Source organism: Kitasatospora sp. NPDC057692 (genome assembly GCF_042799475.1).
Classification (GTDB): Bacteria; Actinomycetota; Actinomycetes; order Streptomycetales; family Streptomycetaceae; genus Kitasatospora.
Genome location: NZ_JBHVIV010000001.1, coordinates 60,796 through 79,100, shown reverse-complemented (window position 1 = coordinate 79,100; position 18,305 = coordinate 60,796). Strand labels below are relative to the sequence as shown.

The 18,305-nt window shown below is 76.9% G+C and carries 15 protein-coding genes; 2 read left to right on the top strand and 13 right to left on the bottom strand.

The window, feature by feature from the left end; genetic code table 11:
• Positions 1-54: 54 nt before the first annotated feature.
• The 7 genes from ACFVFS_RS00270 to ACFVFS_RS00240 all read right to left on the bottom strand — a co-directional run bounded on the left by ACFVFS_RS00270 (position 55) and on the right by ACFVFS_RS00240 (position 9,803).
• On the bottom strand, positions 55-1,644 hold the full coding sequence (locus ACFVFS_RS00270) for a multicopper oxidase family protein (protein WP_380618397.1): 1,590 nt from the start codon (positions 1,642-1,644) through the stop codon (positions 55-57).
• A complete protein-coding gene (locus ACFVFS_RS00265) occupies positions 1,641-2,213 on the bottom strand; it encodes a hypothetical protein (RefSeq protein WP_380618395.1) in 573 nt (190 codons plus the stop codon). Before ACFVFS_RS00265 ends, ACFVFS_RS00270 begins: the two co-directional genes overlap by 4 nt.
• Before the next feature lie 337 nt (positions 2,214-2,550).
• Positions 2,551-5,163 (bottom strand): FtsX-like permease family protein, encoded by a 2,613-nt coding sequence (locus tag ACFVFS_RS00260; RefSeq protein WP_380618393.1) that lies wholly within the window; start codon positions 5,161-5,163, stop codon positions 2,551-2,553.
• The gene (locus ACFVFS_RS00255) at positions 5,160-5,960 is read right to left on the bottom strand and encodes an ABC transporter ATP-binding protein (protein ID WP_380618391.1); all 801 of its coding nucleotides are present in this window, start codon (positions 5,958-5,960) and stop codon (positions 5,160-5,162) included. The genes ACFVFS_RS00260 and ACFVFS_RS00255 overlap by 4 nt, the downstream gene beginning before the upstream one ends.
• A gap of 168 nt (positions 5,961-6,128) precedes the next feature.
• Positions 6,129-6,920 (bottom strand): aminotransferase class IV, encoded by a 792-nt coding sequence (locus ACFVFS_RS00250; protein WP_380618389.1) that lies wholly within the window; start codon positions 6,918-6,920, stop codon positions 6,129-6,131.
• 97 nt (positions 6,921-7,017) lie between these two features.
• Entirely contained in the window at positions 7,018-8,508 is a 1,491-nt protein-coding gene (locus ACFVFS_RS00245; protein WP_380618387.1) for a pyridoxal-phosphate dependent enzyme, read from the bottom strand.
• A 185-nt stretch (positions 8,509-8,693) separates the two neighbouring features.
• Positions 8,694-9,803 (bottom strand): GNAT family N-acetyltransferase, encoded by a 1,110-nt coding sequence (locus tag ACFVFS_RS00240; RefSeq protein ID WP_380618385.1) that lies wholly within the window; start codon positions 9,801-9,803, stop codon positions 8,694-8,696.
• 405 nt (positions 9,804-10,208) lie between these two features.
• Between ACFVFS_RS00240 and ACFVFS_RS00235 the strand changes: the two genes are divergently transcribed.
• Entirely contained in the window at positions 10,209-11,522 is a 1,314-nt protein-coding gene (locus tag ACFVFS_RS00235) for a glycosyltransferase 87 family protein (RefSeq protein ID WP_380618710.1), read from the top strand.
• Positions 11,519-12,718 (top strand): glycosyltransferase family 4 protein, encoded by a 1,200-nt coding sequence (locus ACFVFS_RS00230; protein ID WP_380618383.1) that lies wholly within the window; start codon positions 11,519-11,521, stop codon positions 12,716-12,718. Before ACFVFS_RS00235 ends, ACFVFS_RS00230 begins: the two co-directional genes overlap by 4 nt.
• A gap of 136 nt (positions 12,719-12,854) precedes the next feature.
• Here ACFVFS_RS00230 and ACFVFS_RS00225 read toward each other — a convergent pair whose 3' ends face one another.
• The 6 genes from ACFVFS_RS00225 to ACFVFS_RS00200 form a co-directional block, all read right to left on the bottom strand.
• Positions 12,855-13,112: a hypothetical protein gene (locus ACFVFS_RS00225; protein ID WP_380618381.1), complete on the bottom strand. Its 258-nt coding sequence runs from the start codon at positions 13,110-13,112 to the stop codon at positions 12,855-12,857.
• Positions 13,113-13,121: 9 nt separating this feature from the next.
• The gene (locus ACFVFS_RS00220; RefSeq protein WP_380618379.1) at positions 13,122-14,069 is read right to left on the bottom strand and encodes an SPFH domain-containing protein; all 948 of its coding nucleotides are present in this window, start codon (positions 14,067-14,069) and stop codon (positions 13,122-13,124) included.
• 304 nt (positions 14,070-14,373) lie between these two features.
• Positions 14,374-15,069, bottom strand: a complete 696-nt coding sequence (locus tag ACFVFS_RS00215) for an alpha/beta fold hydrolase (RefSeq protein ID WP_380618377.1) — start codon at positions 15,067-15,069, stop codon at positions 14,374-14,376.
• A 91-nt stretch (positions 15,070-15,160) separates the two neighbouring features.
• Complete coding sequence (locus ACFVFS_RS00210; protein WP_380618375.1) at positions 15,161-15,826, bottom strand: response regulator; 666 nt, start codon at positions 15,824-15,826, stop codon at positions 15,161-15,163.
• Positions 15,814-17,262 carry a sensor histidine kinase gene (locus ACFVFS_RS00205; RefSeq protein ID WP_380618373.1) on the bottom strand — a complete coding sequence of 483 codons (1,449 nt, stop codon included), beginning with the start codon at positions 17,260-17,262 and terminating at the stop codon, positions 15,814-15,816. The genes ACFVFS_RS00210 and ACFVFS_RS00205 overlap by 13 nt, the downstream gene beginning before the upstream one ends.
• A 9-nt stretch (positions 17,263-17,271) precedes the next feature.
• Entirely contained in the window at positions 17,272-18,219 is a 948-nt protein-coding gene (locus tag ACFVFS_RS00200; RefSeq protein WP_380618371.1) for a DMT family transporter, read from the bottom strand.
• Positions 18,220-18,305 lie beyond the last annotated feature (86 nt).

The window sequence follows — 18,305 nt, the reverse complement described above, 5'->3', positions numbered from 1 at the left end:
CGTACGGGACGCCCACCCGCGCTCCGCCGAACGGGTGAAAAGCGAGGGTTCGCGTCACTCCACGACGAAGTCCGCCATCATCGCCATGTCCTCGTGCTCCAGGTTGTGGCAGTGCAGCATGTACGACCCCGGATGGTCGGTGAACCGCACCAGCACCTCCACCGCCTCCGCCGGCCGCAGGTCCACGGTGTCCTTCCAGCCCGCGTCGTACGGGCCCGGGTCGCCGCCGTTGCGCGACAGCACCTGGAAGGCGTTCAGGTGCACGTGGACGGGGTGGTGGACGTCGCTGAAGAACCGCCAGAGCTCGGTGCTGCCGAGCGCCGGGCGGGCGAGCGCACGACCGGGCTGGTAGAGCCGGTTGTTGATGGTCCAGTCGCCGTCGCGGCTGCGGCGGAAGCCGAACACCCGGGTGGCCACGGCGTCCTCGGGGTCGAGCCGTTCGAGGGTGCAGAGCCGCTCGGGCACGGCCGAGTCGTCGCTCACCGGGCGCGAGCCGACCTCGAAGAGCATCACCTCCTCGGTCCGCCCGTCGCCGAAGCGGTTCATCAGCCGCACGTCGGTGCCGGCCGGGTAACGGGAGAAGTCCACCACCAGGTCGAAGCGCTCGGCGGGGGCGATCTCGACCGCGTCGTGCGCGATCGGTGCCTCCAGCAGGCCGCCGTCGCCGCCGATCTGGACGAACGCGTCGCCGCCGGACGGCTGCGGGTCGAGTTCCAGCCGGTAGAGGCGGGCGTTGGAGGCGTTGAGCAGGCGCAGCCGGTAGCGGGCCCGGTCCACGGCGGCGCGCGGCCAGGGGGCGCCGTTGACCAGGATGACGTCCCCGAGGACGCCGTTCATGTACGCGTCGGTGACGCCCGGGACGGCGAGGTCGGGGTCGGTGGCGGGATAGGCGAGGGAGCCGTCCTCGGCGAAGGCGCGGTCGGCGATCATCAGCGGGAGGTCGCGCTCGCCGCGCGGCAGCGGCAGGGCGTCCTCCTCGTCGTCGTGGACGAGGTGGAAGCCGCTCAGGCCGCGCCAGACCGCCGGGCCGGTGAAGCCCATCCGGTGGTCGTGGTACCAGAGGGTGGCGGCGCGCTGGCGGCCCGGGTAGGCGTACTCGCGGGTGCCGGTGACCGTCCGGGCGGGGTCGGCGTCCATCCCGGCCATCGGGTGGCCCGCGGCGTGGCCGGCGAGGTGGTCGGCGAGGTGGTCGGCGGACGAGCCGACCGGGAGCAGCAGGTCCACCGGGTAGCCGTCGCTCTCGGCCGGGGTGTGGCCGCCGTGCAGATGGACCACGGTGGGCACCGGCAGCTCGTTGCGGTGGGTCACCACCGTCCGGCGGCCCGAGCGCACGGACAGGGTCGGCCCGGGGTAGCTGCCCCCGTACGTCCAGGCCTCGGTGCGCAGGCCGGGCAGGATCTCCAGCCGGGAGACCCGTTGGGTGAGCTCGTAGTAGTCCGCGGTGGCGTCGGAGCGGACCGGGGCGAGCACCTCGGGCACCGGCAGCGGGACCTGGAACGGCTCCGGCAGCGGGACGTCGCTGCTCAGCCGGCGGCCCGGCCGGCCCTCGGTGAGCAGCCGGGCGGCCGCGGGGACGGCGAGGGCCCCGAGGGCGCCCGCGCCGAGCACGGCCGCACCGGCGCCGAGGAACCGGCGGCGCTTCACGGGGCCACCTCCACCGGTCCGGTGCCGCTGCCGGCCCCCGTGCCGGACGGCCGGGGCAGCCGCCCGGTGCCGTCCTCCGCCGCCTGCGGGAGCGCCGACGGCGGGCTCAGCGGCAGCCGCCACGCGCCGACCAGGGCGAACAGGTGCGCGCTGACCAGCAGCACACCCAGCGTGATGTGCACGCCCACCGCCCGCTCGTAGCCCGCCCCGGTCTGCGCCCCGTCGGCGGCCAGCAGCAGCACCGCGGCCGCGAGCGGCCACCGCGGTCCGCGCTCCCCCGCCGGCCCGCCGGCCCGGACGACCAGCGCGGCCGCCAGCAGTTGGACGACCAGTACGCCGCCCAGCGCCATCGCGGCCACCTCGTGCGCCCGCAGCGCCTCGTAGTGGCCGTTCAGGAAGCCCGCGGCCAGCACCGTCCCGGCCAGCACCAGCGCCGCCGAGGCGGTCGCGGTGCCGCGCAGCAGGAGCCGGGGCAGGCGGACCGCCGGGGGTGCCGGAGGGCCGTCCGACGAACGCGCCGAGGGGAACAGCGGCAGGCGGGGCGTGCGGATCACCGGGGGACTGCTCAACGGTCGGCCTTCTCTCTGCCGGGCGCGCCGCGGCGGCGTGGGCACGCCGGGGTGACGGGCATGCCGGACGCGCGCTCGGCGCGGGAGGTGTGGGCGGGACAGCCGCCGCGGGCACGCGGCACCGGAACGGGCGCGGCCGCGAGCGCGGCTGATCATCCCTCACTATCGGTGCGACGAGCGCGCTTTCCGGCCGACGACCCCGCTCGCCCGCCTGTTCAGCGCGCCTTTGTCACCCGAACGGGCGGTGCGCCAGCCCCGCGCGCACCGCCCGTCCACGCCCCGGTGTGTCCCGGGCGCTCCTGCCCCGGGAACCCGGCAGGGCTCCCGTCCGCCTCCGCTACTGCTTCCCGCCGCTCGCGGCGACCGGGCTGGACCCCAGCAGGGCCCGGGCCGGCAGGGCCGTCGCGGCCAGGCAGAGCCCCACCGCCGCGGCGGCCAGCGGCAGCGCCGTCCCGGCCGGGACGTGCGGCGCGGCGCCGGCGATGCCCCGGGTGATCGGCACCAGGGTGAGCCAGGCGATCACCGAGCCGATGCCCAGGCCGGCCGCGGCCACCAGCAGCGCCTCCCAGCGCATCATGTGGCGCACCTGGCGCCGGGTGGTGCCCGCCAGCCGGAGCAGCGCCACCTCGCGGCGCCGGTCCAGCACCGTCATGACCAGGGTGTTGGCGGCCGTGACGGCGGCGAACCCGCCCAGCACGCCGGCCATCACCGTGTTCGCCCAGGAGCCCATCTCCTGCGACTTGTCGGCCTGCGCGGCGAAGCCCGCCCGGTCGGTCACCGTCAGCCCGGGGACCCCGAGGCCGGACAGGCCCCGGGCCACCGCGGCCCGGTCGGCGCCGGGCGCGTCCGCGACCAGCACCTGGTGGTCGAACCCGGCGGTGACGTGCTCCGCGACCGCCGCGCGGGGCAGCAGCACATGGCCGAAGCCGAGTCCGCGCTCGTAGGTGGCGACCACCCGCGGCTTCACCGCCGTGCCGTCACCGAGCCAGAAGGGGGCCTGCTCGCCGACCTCGACGCCCAGCGCCGAGGCCAGCTCGGCGGAGAGCGCGACGGTGTCCGCGGAGCGGCCCAGCTCGGCCAGCGAACCGCCGCGCACCCCGAGGTCGAGCACCCGGGGCAGCCGGGCGGAGTCCCCGGTGACGCCCAGCGCGGGGGCGGACAGCAGCTGGTCGCCGTCCCGGTAGACGACGCCGGTGCGCAGCACCCCGACGGCCGCGTCCACGCCGGGCACCTTGGCCGCCTGCTCGACGGCGCCGGCCGTGCCGGGCCCGGCGACGGGCAGGCCGGGGCCGGTGGAGCCGAGCACGTGGTCGGCGGTGATGCCGGTGCGCACCTGCTCGCCGGTCTCGTGGCGGATGGTGCTCTGCATGAACAGCAGGGTGCCGCAGAAGGCGGTGACCATCACGATCGGCGTGATCGCGGAGGCCAGCCGGCGGGCGTTGGCACGGGCGTTGTCGGCGGCCAGCGAGCCGGACGCGCCACCCGCCCGCAGCGGCAGGCCGAGCACCCAGGCGGCGGCGCGCGCCACCCACGGGCCGAGCAGGGCGACCGCGACCAGGAAGGACATCACCACGCCGAGCGCGGTGTTGGCGGCGTTGGCGCCGTCCAGACCGGCGGCGACCCCGGCGAGCACCACACCGCCGGCGGCTGCGACCACACCCAGCACGGTGCGGACGACACCGAGCCGGGCCGGTTCCACGGCGGCCGCGCCGAGCGCCTGGCCGGCCCGCATCTTCGAGGGGCGGCGGGCGGCGAAGAAGCCGGCCGCGAGGGCGGCGAGCGTGCACAGCACGACGGCGGCGAGCATCGGCAGCGGGCCGACCGACAGCTCGACGTCCGCCGGGACGGCGCCGCGCTCGACCATCCCGTCGAACCACCAGCGAGCCAGGCCGAGGCCGGGCAGGATGCCGAGTGCGGCGGCGAGCGGCGCGACCAGCATCGCCTCGGTGGCGATGGTCCGGCGGATCTGGCGCGGGGTGGCGCCGACGGCCCGCAGCAGGGCGAACTCGCGGGCGCGCTGGCCGGTGGCCAGGGCGACGGTGGAGACGACCACGAAGACGGCGGTCATGGTGGCGGTGCCGCCGAAGGACCCGCCGATCGCGGTCAGCATCACCTTGCCCTCGTTGAGCAGGGGCTGCTCGACGGCGCCGCGCCCCTTGCCGCTCAGCACCTTGGCGGCACCGTCGACGGCCTGCTTCACCTGCGCGGTCAGGGCCTTGTGGTCCACGCCCTCACGGGGCTGGACGGCGATCGCGTCGACCCGGCCGGGGTGGCCGGAGAGGCGGTCGGCCTGCTGGTCGGCGAACCAGGCGGTGGGGCCGGACCGCTGGGGGGCGGCGAGGCCGGAGATCCGGTAGCCGCCGCTGCCGCCGGGGGCGGTGAGCGCCACGGTGGCGCCCGGCGCGAGGTGGGCGGCGCGCGCCGTGTCGGCGTCGAGCACGACCTCGCCCGCGCCGGGGGCGCGGCCCTCGACCAGCTTGTCCTGCGGGCCGGCGATGCCGAGCGCCGCGAAGCCGCGGCCGGTGAGCGGGCCCGGCAGGGCCTGGGTCGCGGCGGCCTGCGGTGCGGTGGCCTGGGTCGCGCTGGCCTGGGGCTGGGTCTGGGGCCCGCTCTGCACCGGGAAGGCGGTGTCCGGGCGGGCGGCGGCGACGCCGGGCTGTCCGGCGATCCGGGCCACCAGCCCGGCGTCGACCCGGGCCCGCTCGGACACCGGCTGCTCGTGGGTCTCGTTCTCGTCGTTGGTCTTGTACTTGATCGTGACGTTCGGGTCGGCGGCCACCACGACCGGCGCCTCGGCGTACCGGACGGACGGCACCGAGGCGGTGATCCCGGTCTGCAGCAGCGTGCCGCAGCCCATGATCACGGCGGCGCCGAACAGCAGGGCGACGAAGGTGCCGACGAAGGACGCCGGCCGGAACCGCACCGAGGCGCGGGCGAGTCCGTTGCTCATGCCGCCGCCCCCATCGGGCGCGCGGTCAGCCGGACCATCCGGTCGGCGACGGCCTGCGGGTCCGGGTGGTACAGCTCGTCGGCGAGCGCGCCGTCGGCCAGGAAGACCACCCGGTCGGCGAAGGAGGCGGCCACCGGGTCGTGGGTCACCATGACGACGGTGGCGCCCATGGTGTCCACCGCGCGCCGCAGCAGGCCGAGCACCTCGTGCGCGGTCGTGGTGTCCAGCGCACCGGTCGGCTCGTCCGCGAACAGCACGTCCGGCGCCGTGACCAGCGCACGGGCGATCGCCACGCGCTGCTGCTGACCGCCCGACAGCTCCCCGGGGCGCCGCCGGCCGTGGTCGCCGAGGCCGACCTGGGCGAGCAGTTCCTTCGCCCGGGCGCGGTCCTGGCGCGCCCCGGCGAGGCGCTGCGGAAGCAGCACGTTCTGCAGCACGCTCAGCGAGGGCAGCAGGTTGAAGGACTGGAAGACGAAGCCGATCCGGTCGCGGCGCAGCTTGGTGAGCCGGTCCTCGCTGAGCCGGGTGATCTCCTCGCCGCCCAGGTAGACCTGGCCCTCGGTCGGGCGGTCCAGGCCGGCCGCGCACTGCAGGAAGGTGCTCTTGCCGGAGCCGGACGGCCCCATCACGGCGGTGAAGGTGCCGTGGCCGAGCGCCAGGTCGATGCCGCGCAGGGCGTACACGGTCTCACCGCCGCGGCCGTAGCTGCGCCGGACACCGCGCAGCTCGATCGCGGCGTGGGCGGCGGCGGGGCGCCCGGTCGGCTCGGGCTGGGGGCGGGAACGGCGGGGTGCCATGGTGGGGCCTTCCTTGATGGATCGTCGCTGGTCGTCGACGTGTTCCAGGCTAGGAAGACGGGCTGCGGCGGACCATGCAGGCCGCTGGCGGACCCGGGGTGGGGTTATCCCCCCGTCCGGTCTCCGGGTGGCGTCAGGGCGTGCCCGGCCGGTCCGCTCGCACGGCGGTCAGACGGGCTCCGGCTCGACGCCCTCGTAGGCGGCGCGCAGCTCGGCGACCACCGGGTGGGCCGGGTCGAGGACGGTGCCGTCGATCGCGGCGAGCGGGCGGACGCCCACGCCCGCGTTGACGGCGACGGCGGCCGTGAAGCGGCCGAGGCCGTCCGCCGCGGTGACGGGCTCGCGCCGCTGCGGGCCGGTGTGGGCGCCGGCGAGCAGGGCGGCGGTGACGCCGGGCAGGGCGGCGGCGTCCGGCCAGACCAGCTCGCGGCCGTCGTACAGCGCGAGGTTCCAGGTGGCGCCCTCGGCGATGCGGCCCGCGTCGTCGAGCAGCAGCGCGTCGTCGTAACCGTCGAGTTGGGCGAGCCGGCGCTGGTGCAGCAGGCCGAACAGGCCGACGTGCTTCACCTCCGGCAGCTCGCGCCGGTACCCGGCGGTGCGCACCCGCAGCGCGCCGGGAGCGGCGGCCGGCGCCGGGCGGGTGGTGACCAGCAGGTGCGGTACGGCGGGGGCGGCGGGGCGCTCCAGACCGAGCGCCGGGTCGAACACGGTGACCCGGACGATCACCGGCGCGCCGTCGGCCGGGAGGGCCCGGCGGATCCGGGCGCGGACCTCGGCCCGGTCCAGCTCGGCGCCGAACACCGTGCGGCAGTCGCGGACCAGCCGGTCCAGGTGCAGCGCGAGGCCCCGGGTGCGGCCGGCCTCGGCGCGCAGGGTGGTGAAGTGCCCGTAGTTGAGCAGGCCCAGGGCGGCCAGCCGGGCCGGGTCAGCGGGGGCGCCGTCGATCTCGATCTCTGCCATGGCGTCGAGTCTCCCAGGCGTCCCCGCCGCTCCTGCGCGGTGTGCGCCGGTGCCGCACGGTGAGCACCGGCGCTACGGGGTGCCGCCCCGGCCGGTGCTACGCGGTGAGCACCGGCCGGGGCAGCACCCCCGCGGCCCGGCCGTCCACCAGCACCAGCACGCCCGGGTGCGCCGCCCCGAGCGCCGCACGGGCCTCCCCCACCGACTGCCCGACGCCCACCGCGGGCAGCGCCGGGCCGAGCAGGGCGCCCAGCGGGGCGTCCGGCCCGGCCGCGCCGACCGCGAGCGCCGCCGCCAGCGCCTCCCGGGACACCGAGCCGACCACCTCCGCAGCGCTCACCCCGTACGGGCGCGCCGTCCGCGTCAGGACGGCCGGGGCGACGCCGCCCGGCACGCCGTGCAGCGCCCGCACCGCCTCGCCCACCGTCGCTCCGGCGTCCACGGTGACCAGCGGGCCGGCGCCGTCGAGCAGCGGCCGCAGGCCGGCGCGGGGGGCCGGGACGGCGCCGGCCGGGAGACGGTCGGTGCCGTCGGTCGCGGGTCCGCCGGTGCCGCCGGAGCGGTCGGTGCCGTCGGGCGGGAAGCCGTCCTCGCCGTCCTCGCCGTCCTCCAGGAAGCCCCACTGCCGCATCCAGGCGTCGCTGTGCACCTTGGAGAGGTACGAGCGGCCCGAGTCCGGCAGCAGCACCACGACCAGGTCCTCCGGCCCCAGCCGGCGCGCCACCCGCAGCGCGGCCGCCACCGCCGTGCCGGACGACGGCCCGGCCAGGATGCCCTCCTCCCGGGCGAGCCGGCGTGCCGTCAGCAGCGACTCGCGGTCCGGGATGCGCTCGAAGGCGTCCGCGACGTCCTTCCGGTAGGCCTGCGGCCAGCGGTCCTCGACGGTGTCGGGGTGGATGAAGTGGCCGATGCTCTCGACGTAGTACGGGCTGCCGTCCCCGCCGCCGTAGACGGAGCTCTCGGGATCGGCGCCGACCACGGTGACCGCGCCGCCGGACACCGCCTTCAGGTGGCTGCCGGTTCCGGTGATGGTGCCGCCGGTGCCGACGCCCGCGACGAAGTGGGTCACCCGGCCGCCGGTCTGCTCCCAGATCTCCGGGCCGGTGGTGCGGACGTGGGCGTCGGGATTGGCCTGGTTGTCATACTGGTCGGCGAGCCAGGCGCCGGGCGTCTCCTCGGCGAGCCGCCGGACGACGTTGAACAGGTGCGCCGGGTCCTCCAGCGGCACGGCGGTCGGCGCGAGCACCACCTCGGCGCCGTAGGCCCGCAGGATGTCCGACTTCTCCGGCGCCGCCCGGTCCGCGACCCCCGCGATCACCCGGTACCCGCGCTGGCGGCCCACGATGGCCAGGCCGATGCCGGTGTTGCCGGAGGTCGCCTCCACGATCGTCCCGCCGGGCGCCAGCAGCCCCTCGCGCTCGGCGGCCAGCACCATGGACAGCGCGGCGCGGTCCTTCACGCTGCCGCCGATGCTGAGGAACTCGGCCTTGGCGTAGACGGGCGCGGCGAGGCCGGCGCCGAGCCGGGCGAGGCGGAACAGCGGTGTGCCGCCGATCGCGTCGAGTACGGATTCGTGCACTGCGGGCATGGCGGGCTCCTCAACTCGGTGTTCTGTGAGCGGTGTCGGCGGTGTCGGCGGCGTGGGCGGTGCCTGCGGGTCCGGCGGTGCCGACGTGTGCGGTGCCGACGTGTGCGTCCGGCGGAGCCTGCCCAGGGCGGCGGGCCGGTAGGCCGTGTCCTGCGAATCGTCCCGGGAGACGGGCCGGGGCGGGCTCAGGGCGTCGGCGCGCCGTCCGACGGCCGGGGGGCGGCGGCGTTCGGCCCTGGCGCCTGCTCCGGAGGCGGCGTCTCCTCCGTAGGCAACGCCTCCGTAGGCACTGCCTCCGCCGACGGCCGGGGCACGGCCGGGAACGCCGGGGGCCGGTAGGGCGTGGCCACCGTCCGGCCCTCGGCGCGGGCCGACCGCTCGAACTCCTCGATCCGGTAGGCCAGGCCCTCCGGTTCGCCGATGTCCGCCCAGCGCCAGGCCTCCGCCCACCACTGCGGGCCGCGCACCAACGGGCGACCGGCGAGGGCGAGGTGCAGGGCGAGCGTCGATCGCGCGTAGCCGTGCACCCAGCCGTCGGCCTGCCGATAGGCGGCGGTCTCGTCCAACCGCAGTCGGCGGCCCTCGCTCCCGGCGGCGAGCAGCGGCGTCCAGACGATGCCGGAGGGGTCGGGCGACGGACGGCCGACGACCGACAGCACCAGGCGGCCGTCCTCCTCCTGGACGCGGTAGGGCGGGAGTTGGGGCATCCGGGCGAGGCCGATGGCGTGCTTCCAGGAGACCACCCACAGGCCGCGGCGCAGGTAGTAGCGGGGGGCGTGCTGCCAGGTCCAGTGCGCCTCCAGCCGGTAGCCGGGCAGGCCCTCGGCGGTGGCGGCGCGGTAGACCTGGTCGAGGGCGGCGGCCGCCAGGCCGCGGCCGCGCGCCGAGGGGCGGAGGTAGAGCGACGAGACCGCCAACTGGCCCGGGCCCCTGGTCCAGTTGTCGACGGCGACGGTCCCGACCGGCTCGGCGGCAGCCGGACCGCCGGGGCCGCTGGGGCCGTCGGGGCCGTCGGGGCCGTCGGGGCCGTCGGCGAGGAGCCAGTAGCGGCGGCGGTAGAGCTCGCCGCCCGGCCACTCGCGGCCGCTCTCGCCGAGCCGCTCGCGCAGCCGGCGCTCCTCGGCCGGGCCGATCGACGCCGGGTCGACGCACTCGCCCAACTCCCCCTCGGCGCAGGAGGCGAGGTCCCAGAGCGCGAACCCGCGCCCCTCGTCCTCCCCCACCACCCGCACCCCGGGCGCCGCCGCCAACCGCTCCTGCGCCCGCCCGACCGCCTCATCCCAGGACCTCGCCACGGGTCCACGATAGCGAGGGATCCGCACCGAACGTAATTCGATGGACACCGAACGTGAGATCGGATACGAATTCCCTTGTTCGGAACACCCGCTGACGAGGAGGAGCCCACGCCCGTGCACGCCCACCGCCCCGACGACGCCGCGCCCCGGTCGCGCGGGCCGCCCCGGACGCCCTCCCGGTGGTAGGGGAAACCCGACCGGAGGACTCGACCTGACCGTCATGACCTCGCCGACCTGCGCCGCTGCAATGAAGTGGTGCCGATTCACCGCATCCGAACCCCGCTTCCCTCCGTTCCCGGCCCCGCCTCCCGGCCCGGCCGTCCGCCCCGCCCCGGCCGTGTCCACCGCGCCCCCCGTCCACCGGGTTCCTCCGGTCCGCCCCGCCCACCCGGCGGGCGGAGGGCGCTGTGGTGCGGCGGGTGGCTGGTCGCGGCCGGGTGGGCGGGGGCGTTCCCGCTCACCTCCGGGCTGGGACCGCACCGGAGTTGGGGGCTGCTCGCGGCCGCCGGGTACGTGGCGGCGGCGATCGCCGTGCTCGCCCTGCCGCCACGGTGGGCGCGTGCCGGATCGGTGGCGGTCGCGCTGGCCGGCGCGGTGCTCGCACCCCTGCTCGTCCTGGTCCTGACCGGGCAGGGGCAGAGCGAGGTCGTCGTCATCGAACGGTCGGGCGAGCTGTTGCTCCGGCACGGCACGCCGTATCTCGCCGAGCCGCAGACGGTCGCCGAGTACACCCCCTACCTGCCCGGGATGGCACTGTTCGGACTGCCGCGCGCCCTGTTCGGCGCGGACGGGTGGCCGGCCCGGCTGCTCGGCGACGCCCGCCTCTGGTGCGCCGCCGTGTTCCTCGGCTGCCTGGCCGCCGCCGTCCGGCCGCGCGGACGCGGCCCCGTGCCGCCCACCACCGGGCGCGCGACCACGTCCGCGTCCGCGTCCGGCGGGCTCACGCCCGGCGGTGGTCCGACCGTGCCCGTACCCGCGCTGCCCGCACTGGCGGTGGCTGCGCTCGTCTCCTCGCCACTGGTCGCGCTGCCGCTCTGCGTCAGCGGGGTCGACCTGCCACTGACCGGCCTCTGCGTGCTCGCGCTCGCCCTGGCCGGGCGGGCCCGCCCGTTCGCCGCCGGGTCGGCCCTCGCGCTGGCCTGCGCGCTCAAGTGGACGGCCTGGCCCACCGTGGCGGTCGCCGTCGCCCTGCTCGCCGCCACCGCCGGACGCCGGGCGGCCCTGCGGACGGCCGCCACCGCCGTCGCCGGCACGGCCGCGCTCGTCCTGCCGAGCGCGCTGCGCGCACCGGGGCCGCTGGTGGAGCAGGTGTTCGCCTTCCCCACCGGCCGCGGCGGCCTGCCCACCCCGGCGAGCAGCCCGCTGCCCGGCCGGCTGCTCGCCGACCTCGCCCCCGGCGGCTGGTACGCGGCGCTCGCCCTGCTGCTCCTCGCCGGGCTCGCCGTCGCCCGGTCGCTGGTCCGGCACCCGCCCCGGGACACCGTCGCCGCCGCCGACCGGCTCGCCCTCGGGCTCGCCCTGGCGTTCCTGCTCGCCCCGGCGGGCCGCTTCGGCTACCTCGCCCTGCCCGCCGTCCTGGCCCTCCTCCCGCGCCTGTCCGGCAGCCCCCGGATCCCCCGCGCCTCCCTCACCTCCCTCGATCCCCTCAACCCCCTCGATCGCCCCACCCCCCGCCGATCCCCCCGCCCCCGTACACCCCAGGTGGTCTCCCTCCCATGACCGGCACGCTCATCGTCACCAACGACTTCCCGCCCCGGCAGGGCGGCATCGAGACCTTCGTCCACGCCATGGCCACCCGGCTGCCCGCCGACGAGGTCGTCGTCTACACCTCGGCCGAACCCGGCGCCGACCGCCATGACGCCGCGCTCCCGTTCCCGGTGGTCCGCGACCGGTCCCGGACGCTGCTGCCGACCCCCCGGGTGACCCGCCGGGCCGCCGAACTCGCCCGGGCGTACGGCTGCGACCGGGTCTGGTTCGGCGCCGCCGCCCCGCTCGCCGCGATGACCCCCGGACTGCGGCGGCTGGCCCCCGGCATCCGGCGGACCGTCGCCACCACGCACGGCCACGAGATCTGGTGGGCCCGCACCCCCGTCGCCCGGCGCCTGCTGCGGCGGATCGGCGACAGCGTCGACGTCGTCACCTACCTCGGCGCCTACACCCGCGACCGGATCGCCCCCGCGCTCGGCCCCTCGGCCCGGCTGGAGCGGCTGGTCCCCGGCGTCGACACCGAACTGTTCCGCCCGCGCCTCCTGGAGGGCGTCCCCCGAAAGGACCTCCCCCGGGCACCGGTGATCCTCTGCGTGGCGCGGCTCGTCCCCCGCAAGGGCCAGGACACCCTGATACGGGCGCTCCCCCTGATCCGGCGCACCGTGCCGGACGCCGTCCTCGTCCTGGTCGGCCGGGGCCCCGACGAACGGCGCCTGCGCGACCTCGCCCGCCGCCTCACCGCCCCCGGCGCGGTCGTCCTCACCGGCGGCCTCGAACACGCCGACACCCCGGACGCCTACGCCGCGGCCGACGTCTTCGCGATGCCCTGCCGCACCCGCCGGGCCGGTCTGGAGGCGGAGGGCCTCGGCATCGTCTTCCTGGAAGCGGCCGCCGCCGGCCTGCCCGTCGTGGCCGGCCGCTCCGGCGGCGCCCCGGACGCCGTCCTCGACGGCGTCAACGGCACCGTCGTCGACGGCCGCGACCCGTCCGCCGTCGCCACCGCGATCACCCGCATCCTCCGGTCCCCCGCCCCGGAGCGCGCCCGCATGGCCGCCGCCGGCCGCGACTGGGTCCGCGCCCGGTGGTCCTGGGACACCACCGCCGACCGTCTGACCGCCCTCCTCACGGAGAACACCGCCCGCCCCCACGACCCGGTCGACCGCACCGACCCTCCGCACGTCCGCGCCACCGGCTCAGGTCACGGGTGATCCCGTGCTGTTCCTCCGCCCGCCCCCGGTCGCCCCCCCACGACACGGGCGGCGGGCACGCTCGCCCCGCTCTCCGGTCGCCCGCGCTCCGGTCGCCGCTCTACGGTCGTTCCGGGCGGGCACCCCGCCGGCGCGGTCAGTCCCGGTCGGAATCGCCTTGCTCCGCAGGCTCCTTGGCCGGGGCGCCGGGCTCCGCGTCCGGCTTGGGCGGACGGCCGCGCCGGGGGATCCGGGCAGCACCTCCAGGCATCCGGCCCGCGTCGGCCAGAGCCCGACGGAGCAGGAACTCGATCTGTGCGTTGGTACTGCGGAGGTCGTCCGCGGCCCACCTGGCGAGCGCGTCGTGAACTGAAGGGTCCAGCCGCAACAGGAGCTTCTTCCGTTCCGTCGCCAAGGCTTCGCCTTACTGGTAGAGGGAGCCCGTGTTCACGACGGGCTGGGTGCCGCGCTCGCCGCAGAGCACCACCAGGAGGTTGCTCACCATGGCGGCCTTGCGCTCCTCGTCCAGGTCCACGACATCGCGTTCGGCGAGCCGGTCCAGCGCCTCCTCGACCATGCCGACGGCGCCCTCGACGATGAGCCGGCGTGCCGCGACCACGGCCCCGGCCTGCTGCCGCTGGAGCATCACCTGCGCGACCTCCGGAGCATACGCGAGCCTGGTGATCCGGGACTCCACGACCCGCACCCCGGCCGAGGCGACCCGGGCGGCGATCTCCGCGGAGAGCTTGCGGGCGATCTCGTCCGCGCCGTCACGCAGCGACAGCCGGCCCTCCTGGTGGGCGTCGTACGGGTAGCTGGTGGCGATGTGCCGCACGGCCGTCTCGGTCTGGATGGCGACGAAGTCGGTGTAGTCGTCCACCTCGAACACCGCCATCGCGGTGTCCTCGACCTGCCAGACCACCACGGCGGCCATCTCGATCGGGTTGCCGTCCGCGTCGTTGACCTTGGTGGTCTCGGTCTCGTGGTTGCGGATCCGGGTGGATATCCGGTGCCGGTTGGTGAACGGGTTCAGCCAGGTCAGACCCGCGGCGCGGACGGTGCCCCGGTAGCGGCCGAGCAGCTGGACCACCCGGGCCTCGCCGGGCGAGACCACCGTCAGACCGAACGTCAGCAGCAGCGAGCAGAGCGCCAGCAGCGGCCCGGCGACGACCAGGGCGATCCCCAGCCCCTTGCCGCCCTCGGACAGTTGGGCGGCACCGGCGATGGTGGACCCGACTCCGGCGACCAGGCCGAGCAGGCTCCCCCCGAGCATCGGCAGACCGGCCCATCCCGTGATCGTCCGCTCGGCGATCCCGGGGACCGGAAGGTCCGGAACGAGGCCGTCCTCGACGGGGAAACGCGATGTGGTCATGGGAGCGACTCCTTCGGCGAGCATCGATTTCCGATGGCAAAGTGATATCACTTTTTTGCTCCGCCCCGCCATTCCCCGAAGCGGCGGGCACATCGAACCGCCCGGGGCCTAGCCTGCGTACTCGTCGATCGGCATCCGCGGACCAAGGTCACCTACGGGCCGTCACCTTCCCGGAGCGTGCGCGGAACGGGCCCTGGCCCGAGTGCCGGACGACGGCACGGCGGGCCGGACCGGTGGCCGGCTCCCGCCGGAGCGGGCCGAACCGGTCATCGTGCACCAGCGGCCGGCCGGCGGGCGGACCGCGTCATCGGCTCGCGGCGGCCAGGAGGACGGCGGCGAGGGCGGCCGGCTCGGAGAACATCGGCCAGTGGCCGGTGTCGAGGGTGGTGTGCTGCCAGCCGGCGTCACGGAGGAGGGCGGCGACGGCGGGCGGGGGTTCGGGGCTGTCGAGGAGGCAGGTGAGGTAGGTCGCCGGGAGGGCGGCGAGGGGGCCGGCCAGCGCCGCGGGTTCGGTGAGGCTGCCGCCCGGGTGCGGGGTGGAGCCGGCGACGATCCGGGCGGTCTGCTCGCCGGTGAGGCCCTGGCCCGCGAAGTCGGCGGCGGTGAGCGGCGGCCAGAAGCCGCCGTTGGCGCCGATCGCCTCGGCGACGGCGCTGCCCCAGGGGCCGGCGCCGACGAACGCCTGCCCGTCGACGGGGATGTTGGCGTCGACCAGCACGAGGCGGGCGAGCCGGTCGCCGATCCGCTCCGCGGCCTGCCCGACCGGGATGCCGGAGTAGCTGTGCCCGACCAGGACCACCTCCCGCAGATCGCGCTCCTCGACGAGGTCGACGATGTCCTGGACGTGGGTCTGCTGTCCGGCGGGCTCACCGCGCCGCTCGGCGAGGCCGGAGAGGGTCAGCGGGTGGACACCGTGCCCGGCGGCACGCAGGTCGGGGAGCACGTCGTCCCAGGCCCACGCGCCGAGCCAGGCACCCGCCACGAGTACGAATTCCGTCATGGCGGCACCGTAGCGCCGCGCACCGACAGCTCCGACGGCTCCGGCTGCTCCCGCTGCTCCGGCGGCTCCGGCGGCTCCGGCTGGGGCCGAGCTACTCGCCGCGCAGGTCGGCGAGGTGGGCCAGGACGGCGAGCACCCGGCGGTTGCCCTCGACCGGATCGAGGTCGAGCTTCATGAAGATGTTCCCGCAGTGCTTCACCACGGAGGCCTCGGTGATGCTCAACCGGGCGCCGACCGTCTGATTGTTGAGCCCCTCCGCCATCAGCCCCAGCACCTCGCGCTCGCGCGGGGTGAGCCGGGCGATCGGACGGTCGGCGGACTGCTGCCGCAGCAGCACCCGGACCACCTCCGGGTCGATCACCGTCTCCCCGGCCGCCACCCGCCGCAGCGCGTCCAGGAACTCGGACACCTCGCCGACCCGGTCCTTGAGCAGGTAGCCGAGACCGGCCGGCTGCGCGCCGGCCGCACCGAGCAGCCGGGTGGCGTACGGGGTGGCCACGTACTGGGAGAGGACGAGCACGGGCAGGCCGGGGTGGCGGTCGCGCAGCTGGAGGGCGGCCCGCAGCCCCTCGTCCTGGAAGCCGGGCGGCATCCGGACGTCGGTGACGACGAGGTCCGGCCGGTCGGCGTCCACCGCGGCGGCGAGGGCGTCCGCGTCGCCGACGGCGGCGACCACCTCGTGGCCGCCCCGGGTGAGCAGTTCGACCAGCCCGGCCCGGAGCAGGACGGCGTCCTCGGCGATGACTAGCCGGAGCACGGCACCTCCAGCCGGAGCCTGGTCGGCCCGCCGGTCGGACTCGTCACCATCAGTCGTCCTCTCAGGATCGCCACCCGGTCGGCCAGTCCCTGCAGTCCGGCCCCGGCGGCCGGGTCGGCCCCGCCGCGGCCGTCGTCGGTCACCTCCAGCACCAGCCGTCCGTCGGCGATCCGCCCGTGGACGGTGACGGCGGTGGCACCGCTGTGCTTGGCGGCGTTGGTGAGCGCCTCGGTGACGGTGAAGTAGGCGGTGGACTCGACCGGGCCGGCCAGTCGGCCGGGCAGGTCGAGGTCGACCTCGACGGGGACCGGGTGGCGCAGCGCGACCTCGGTGACGGCGGCGGCCAGCCCGTGGTCGGTGAGCACCTGGGGGTGGATGCCGCGGACCAGCCCGCGCAGCTGCTCCAGCGCCTGCCGGGCCTCGCCGCGCGCCCGGTCGACCAGGGCGAGCACCGGGTCGTCGGCGCCCGCGCCGCCCGCGGCATTCTCGCCGCCCTCGCCGCCGGCACCGCGTCCGCACAGTTCGTGGGAGGCCAGCCCGAGGGTCATGGCGAGGGCGACGAGCTGCTGCTGGGCGCCGTCGTGCAGATCGCGTTCGATGCGGCGGCGCTCGGCCTCGAAGGCGTCCACCAGGCGGGCCCGGGAGCGGGTCAGTTCGACGACCCGCTCCCTGCCGAGGTCCTCCTCGCGGGGGCCGAGCAGCAGCCGGGCCAGCCTGACGTGGACGGTGGTGAGCAGCGCCCCGGCGTAGCAGCCGAGCAGGAGCCCGGCCAGGCCGACGGCAGTGGCGGGCAGGGCGTACAGCGGTCCGGGGACGACGTGGCCGGGGATCAGCATGACGGTCTCGGGGGCCAGCGCCCAGACCACGAGGGGGCTGACGACCAGCGCCGCGGAGAACAGCAGCAGGGCGGTGAGGCCCAGTCCGGCGGCGGCGAGCGGCGGGCCGACGAGCAGGGTGTGGGCGAGTTCGCGCCAGGTCGCGCGTTCGCGCAGCCGGGTCCGGAGCCGGGCGCGGCGGCCGGCCCCGGGCAGGGCGCGGTGCGGATCGGGCACCGGGGACGGTTCGACGAGCCGCAGCCGACGGCGTTCCAGGGCGCCGACCGGCCGACCGGAGAGGGCGACGGCCAGGAGCAGCGGCAGGCCGACGCCGACCACCGAGAGCCCGAGGCCGACCAGGGCGAGGGCGGCCAGCAGGACGGCCAGCACCGGGCCGAGCAGGGCGCCGACGCCCAGGTAGGCCCAGCAGCGCAGCGAGTCGCGGGTGAACGGGAAGCGCAGCGGCCGGGCGCGCAGCGCGACCTGGACGGCGACGGTGGCGGCGGGCACGGTCTGCGGCGCCTCGGCCGCACCGCCGCCGCGGAGGTCATCGGTGCGCGCGTCCCCGATGTGCGCGTCCCCGGTGTCCACGCCCCCGCCCGCTGCCCGCCCCGTGCCCATCGGTCCACCCTAACCGACCGGCTGACGCACCCTCCGGCCCCGTCGTCCGGCGGGCGCCCCGCCGTCCGGGGCGGCGGACGGCTGCCGGATGAGCACCACGGCGGCGATCACCGCGAGGCCGCCTGCCAGGGTGTTCCAGCCGACCGGTTCGGCGAGCAGCAGCGCGCCCAGCGCCGTCGACCAGAGCGGGGTCACATAGGTGACGGCGGCGGCCACGGCCGTCCCGGCGGTGCGGACCAGGTCGAGGTTGAGGACGTAGGCGACACCGGTGCCGACCGCGCCGAGCACCAGCAACGCGGCCGCGGCCCCGACACCGGGCCAGTGCGGGGCACCGGCGGCGAGCGGGGCGGCGACGGCGAGTTCGACGGCGGCGCAGGTGATCTGGGCGGCGGACACGGCGGCGGCCGAGTGCGGCCGGGTGGAGAGGTGGCGGCGCAGGTAGGCGAAGCCGGCGCCGTAGCAGCAGGTCGCGGCCAGACAGGCGAGGCCGCCACCCATCGACCCGGAGCCGAGCCCGTGCCGGACGCCGAGCACGGTGAGCACCCCGGCGAGGCCGAGGACGAGTCCGCCGATCCGGCGCGGCCCCGGGCGCGGTTCGCCGGGCACCGCGGCCAGCGCGAAGAGCAGCGCGAACAGCGGGGTGGTCGCGTTCATCACCCCGGCAAGCACCGAGCTGACGCGGGTCTCGCCGTAGGAGAAGAGCACGAACGGCACCGCGTTCAGCAGCACCGCGACCACGGCGCAGTGGCCCCAGGTGGCGAGGTCGCGCACGGCGGCCTCGCGGCGGGCGGCGAGGATCGCCCAGAGCGCGGCCGCGCCGAGCAGGCAGCGCCAGGCCGCCACCCACACCGGGGGCGCGCCCGCGTCGACCGCCACCTTGATCAGGGCGAAGCTCGCGCCCCAGATCGCCGAGAGCGCCACGAACCCCGGCCACCAGCGCCGTCCCGTACCGGCCATCCGTTCGTCCCCTCTCCCGTGCCACCGCTTCCCGATGGACAGAGGGTGGCGGTTCGGCCGACCATGAGTCCAACAAGTGGCACTGC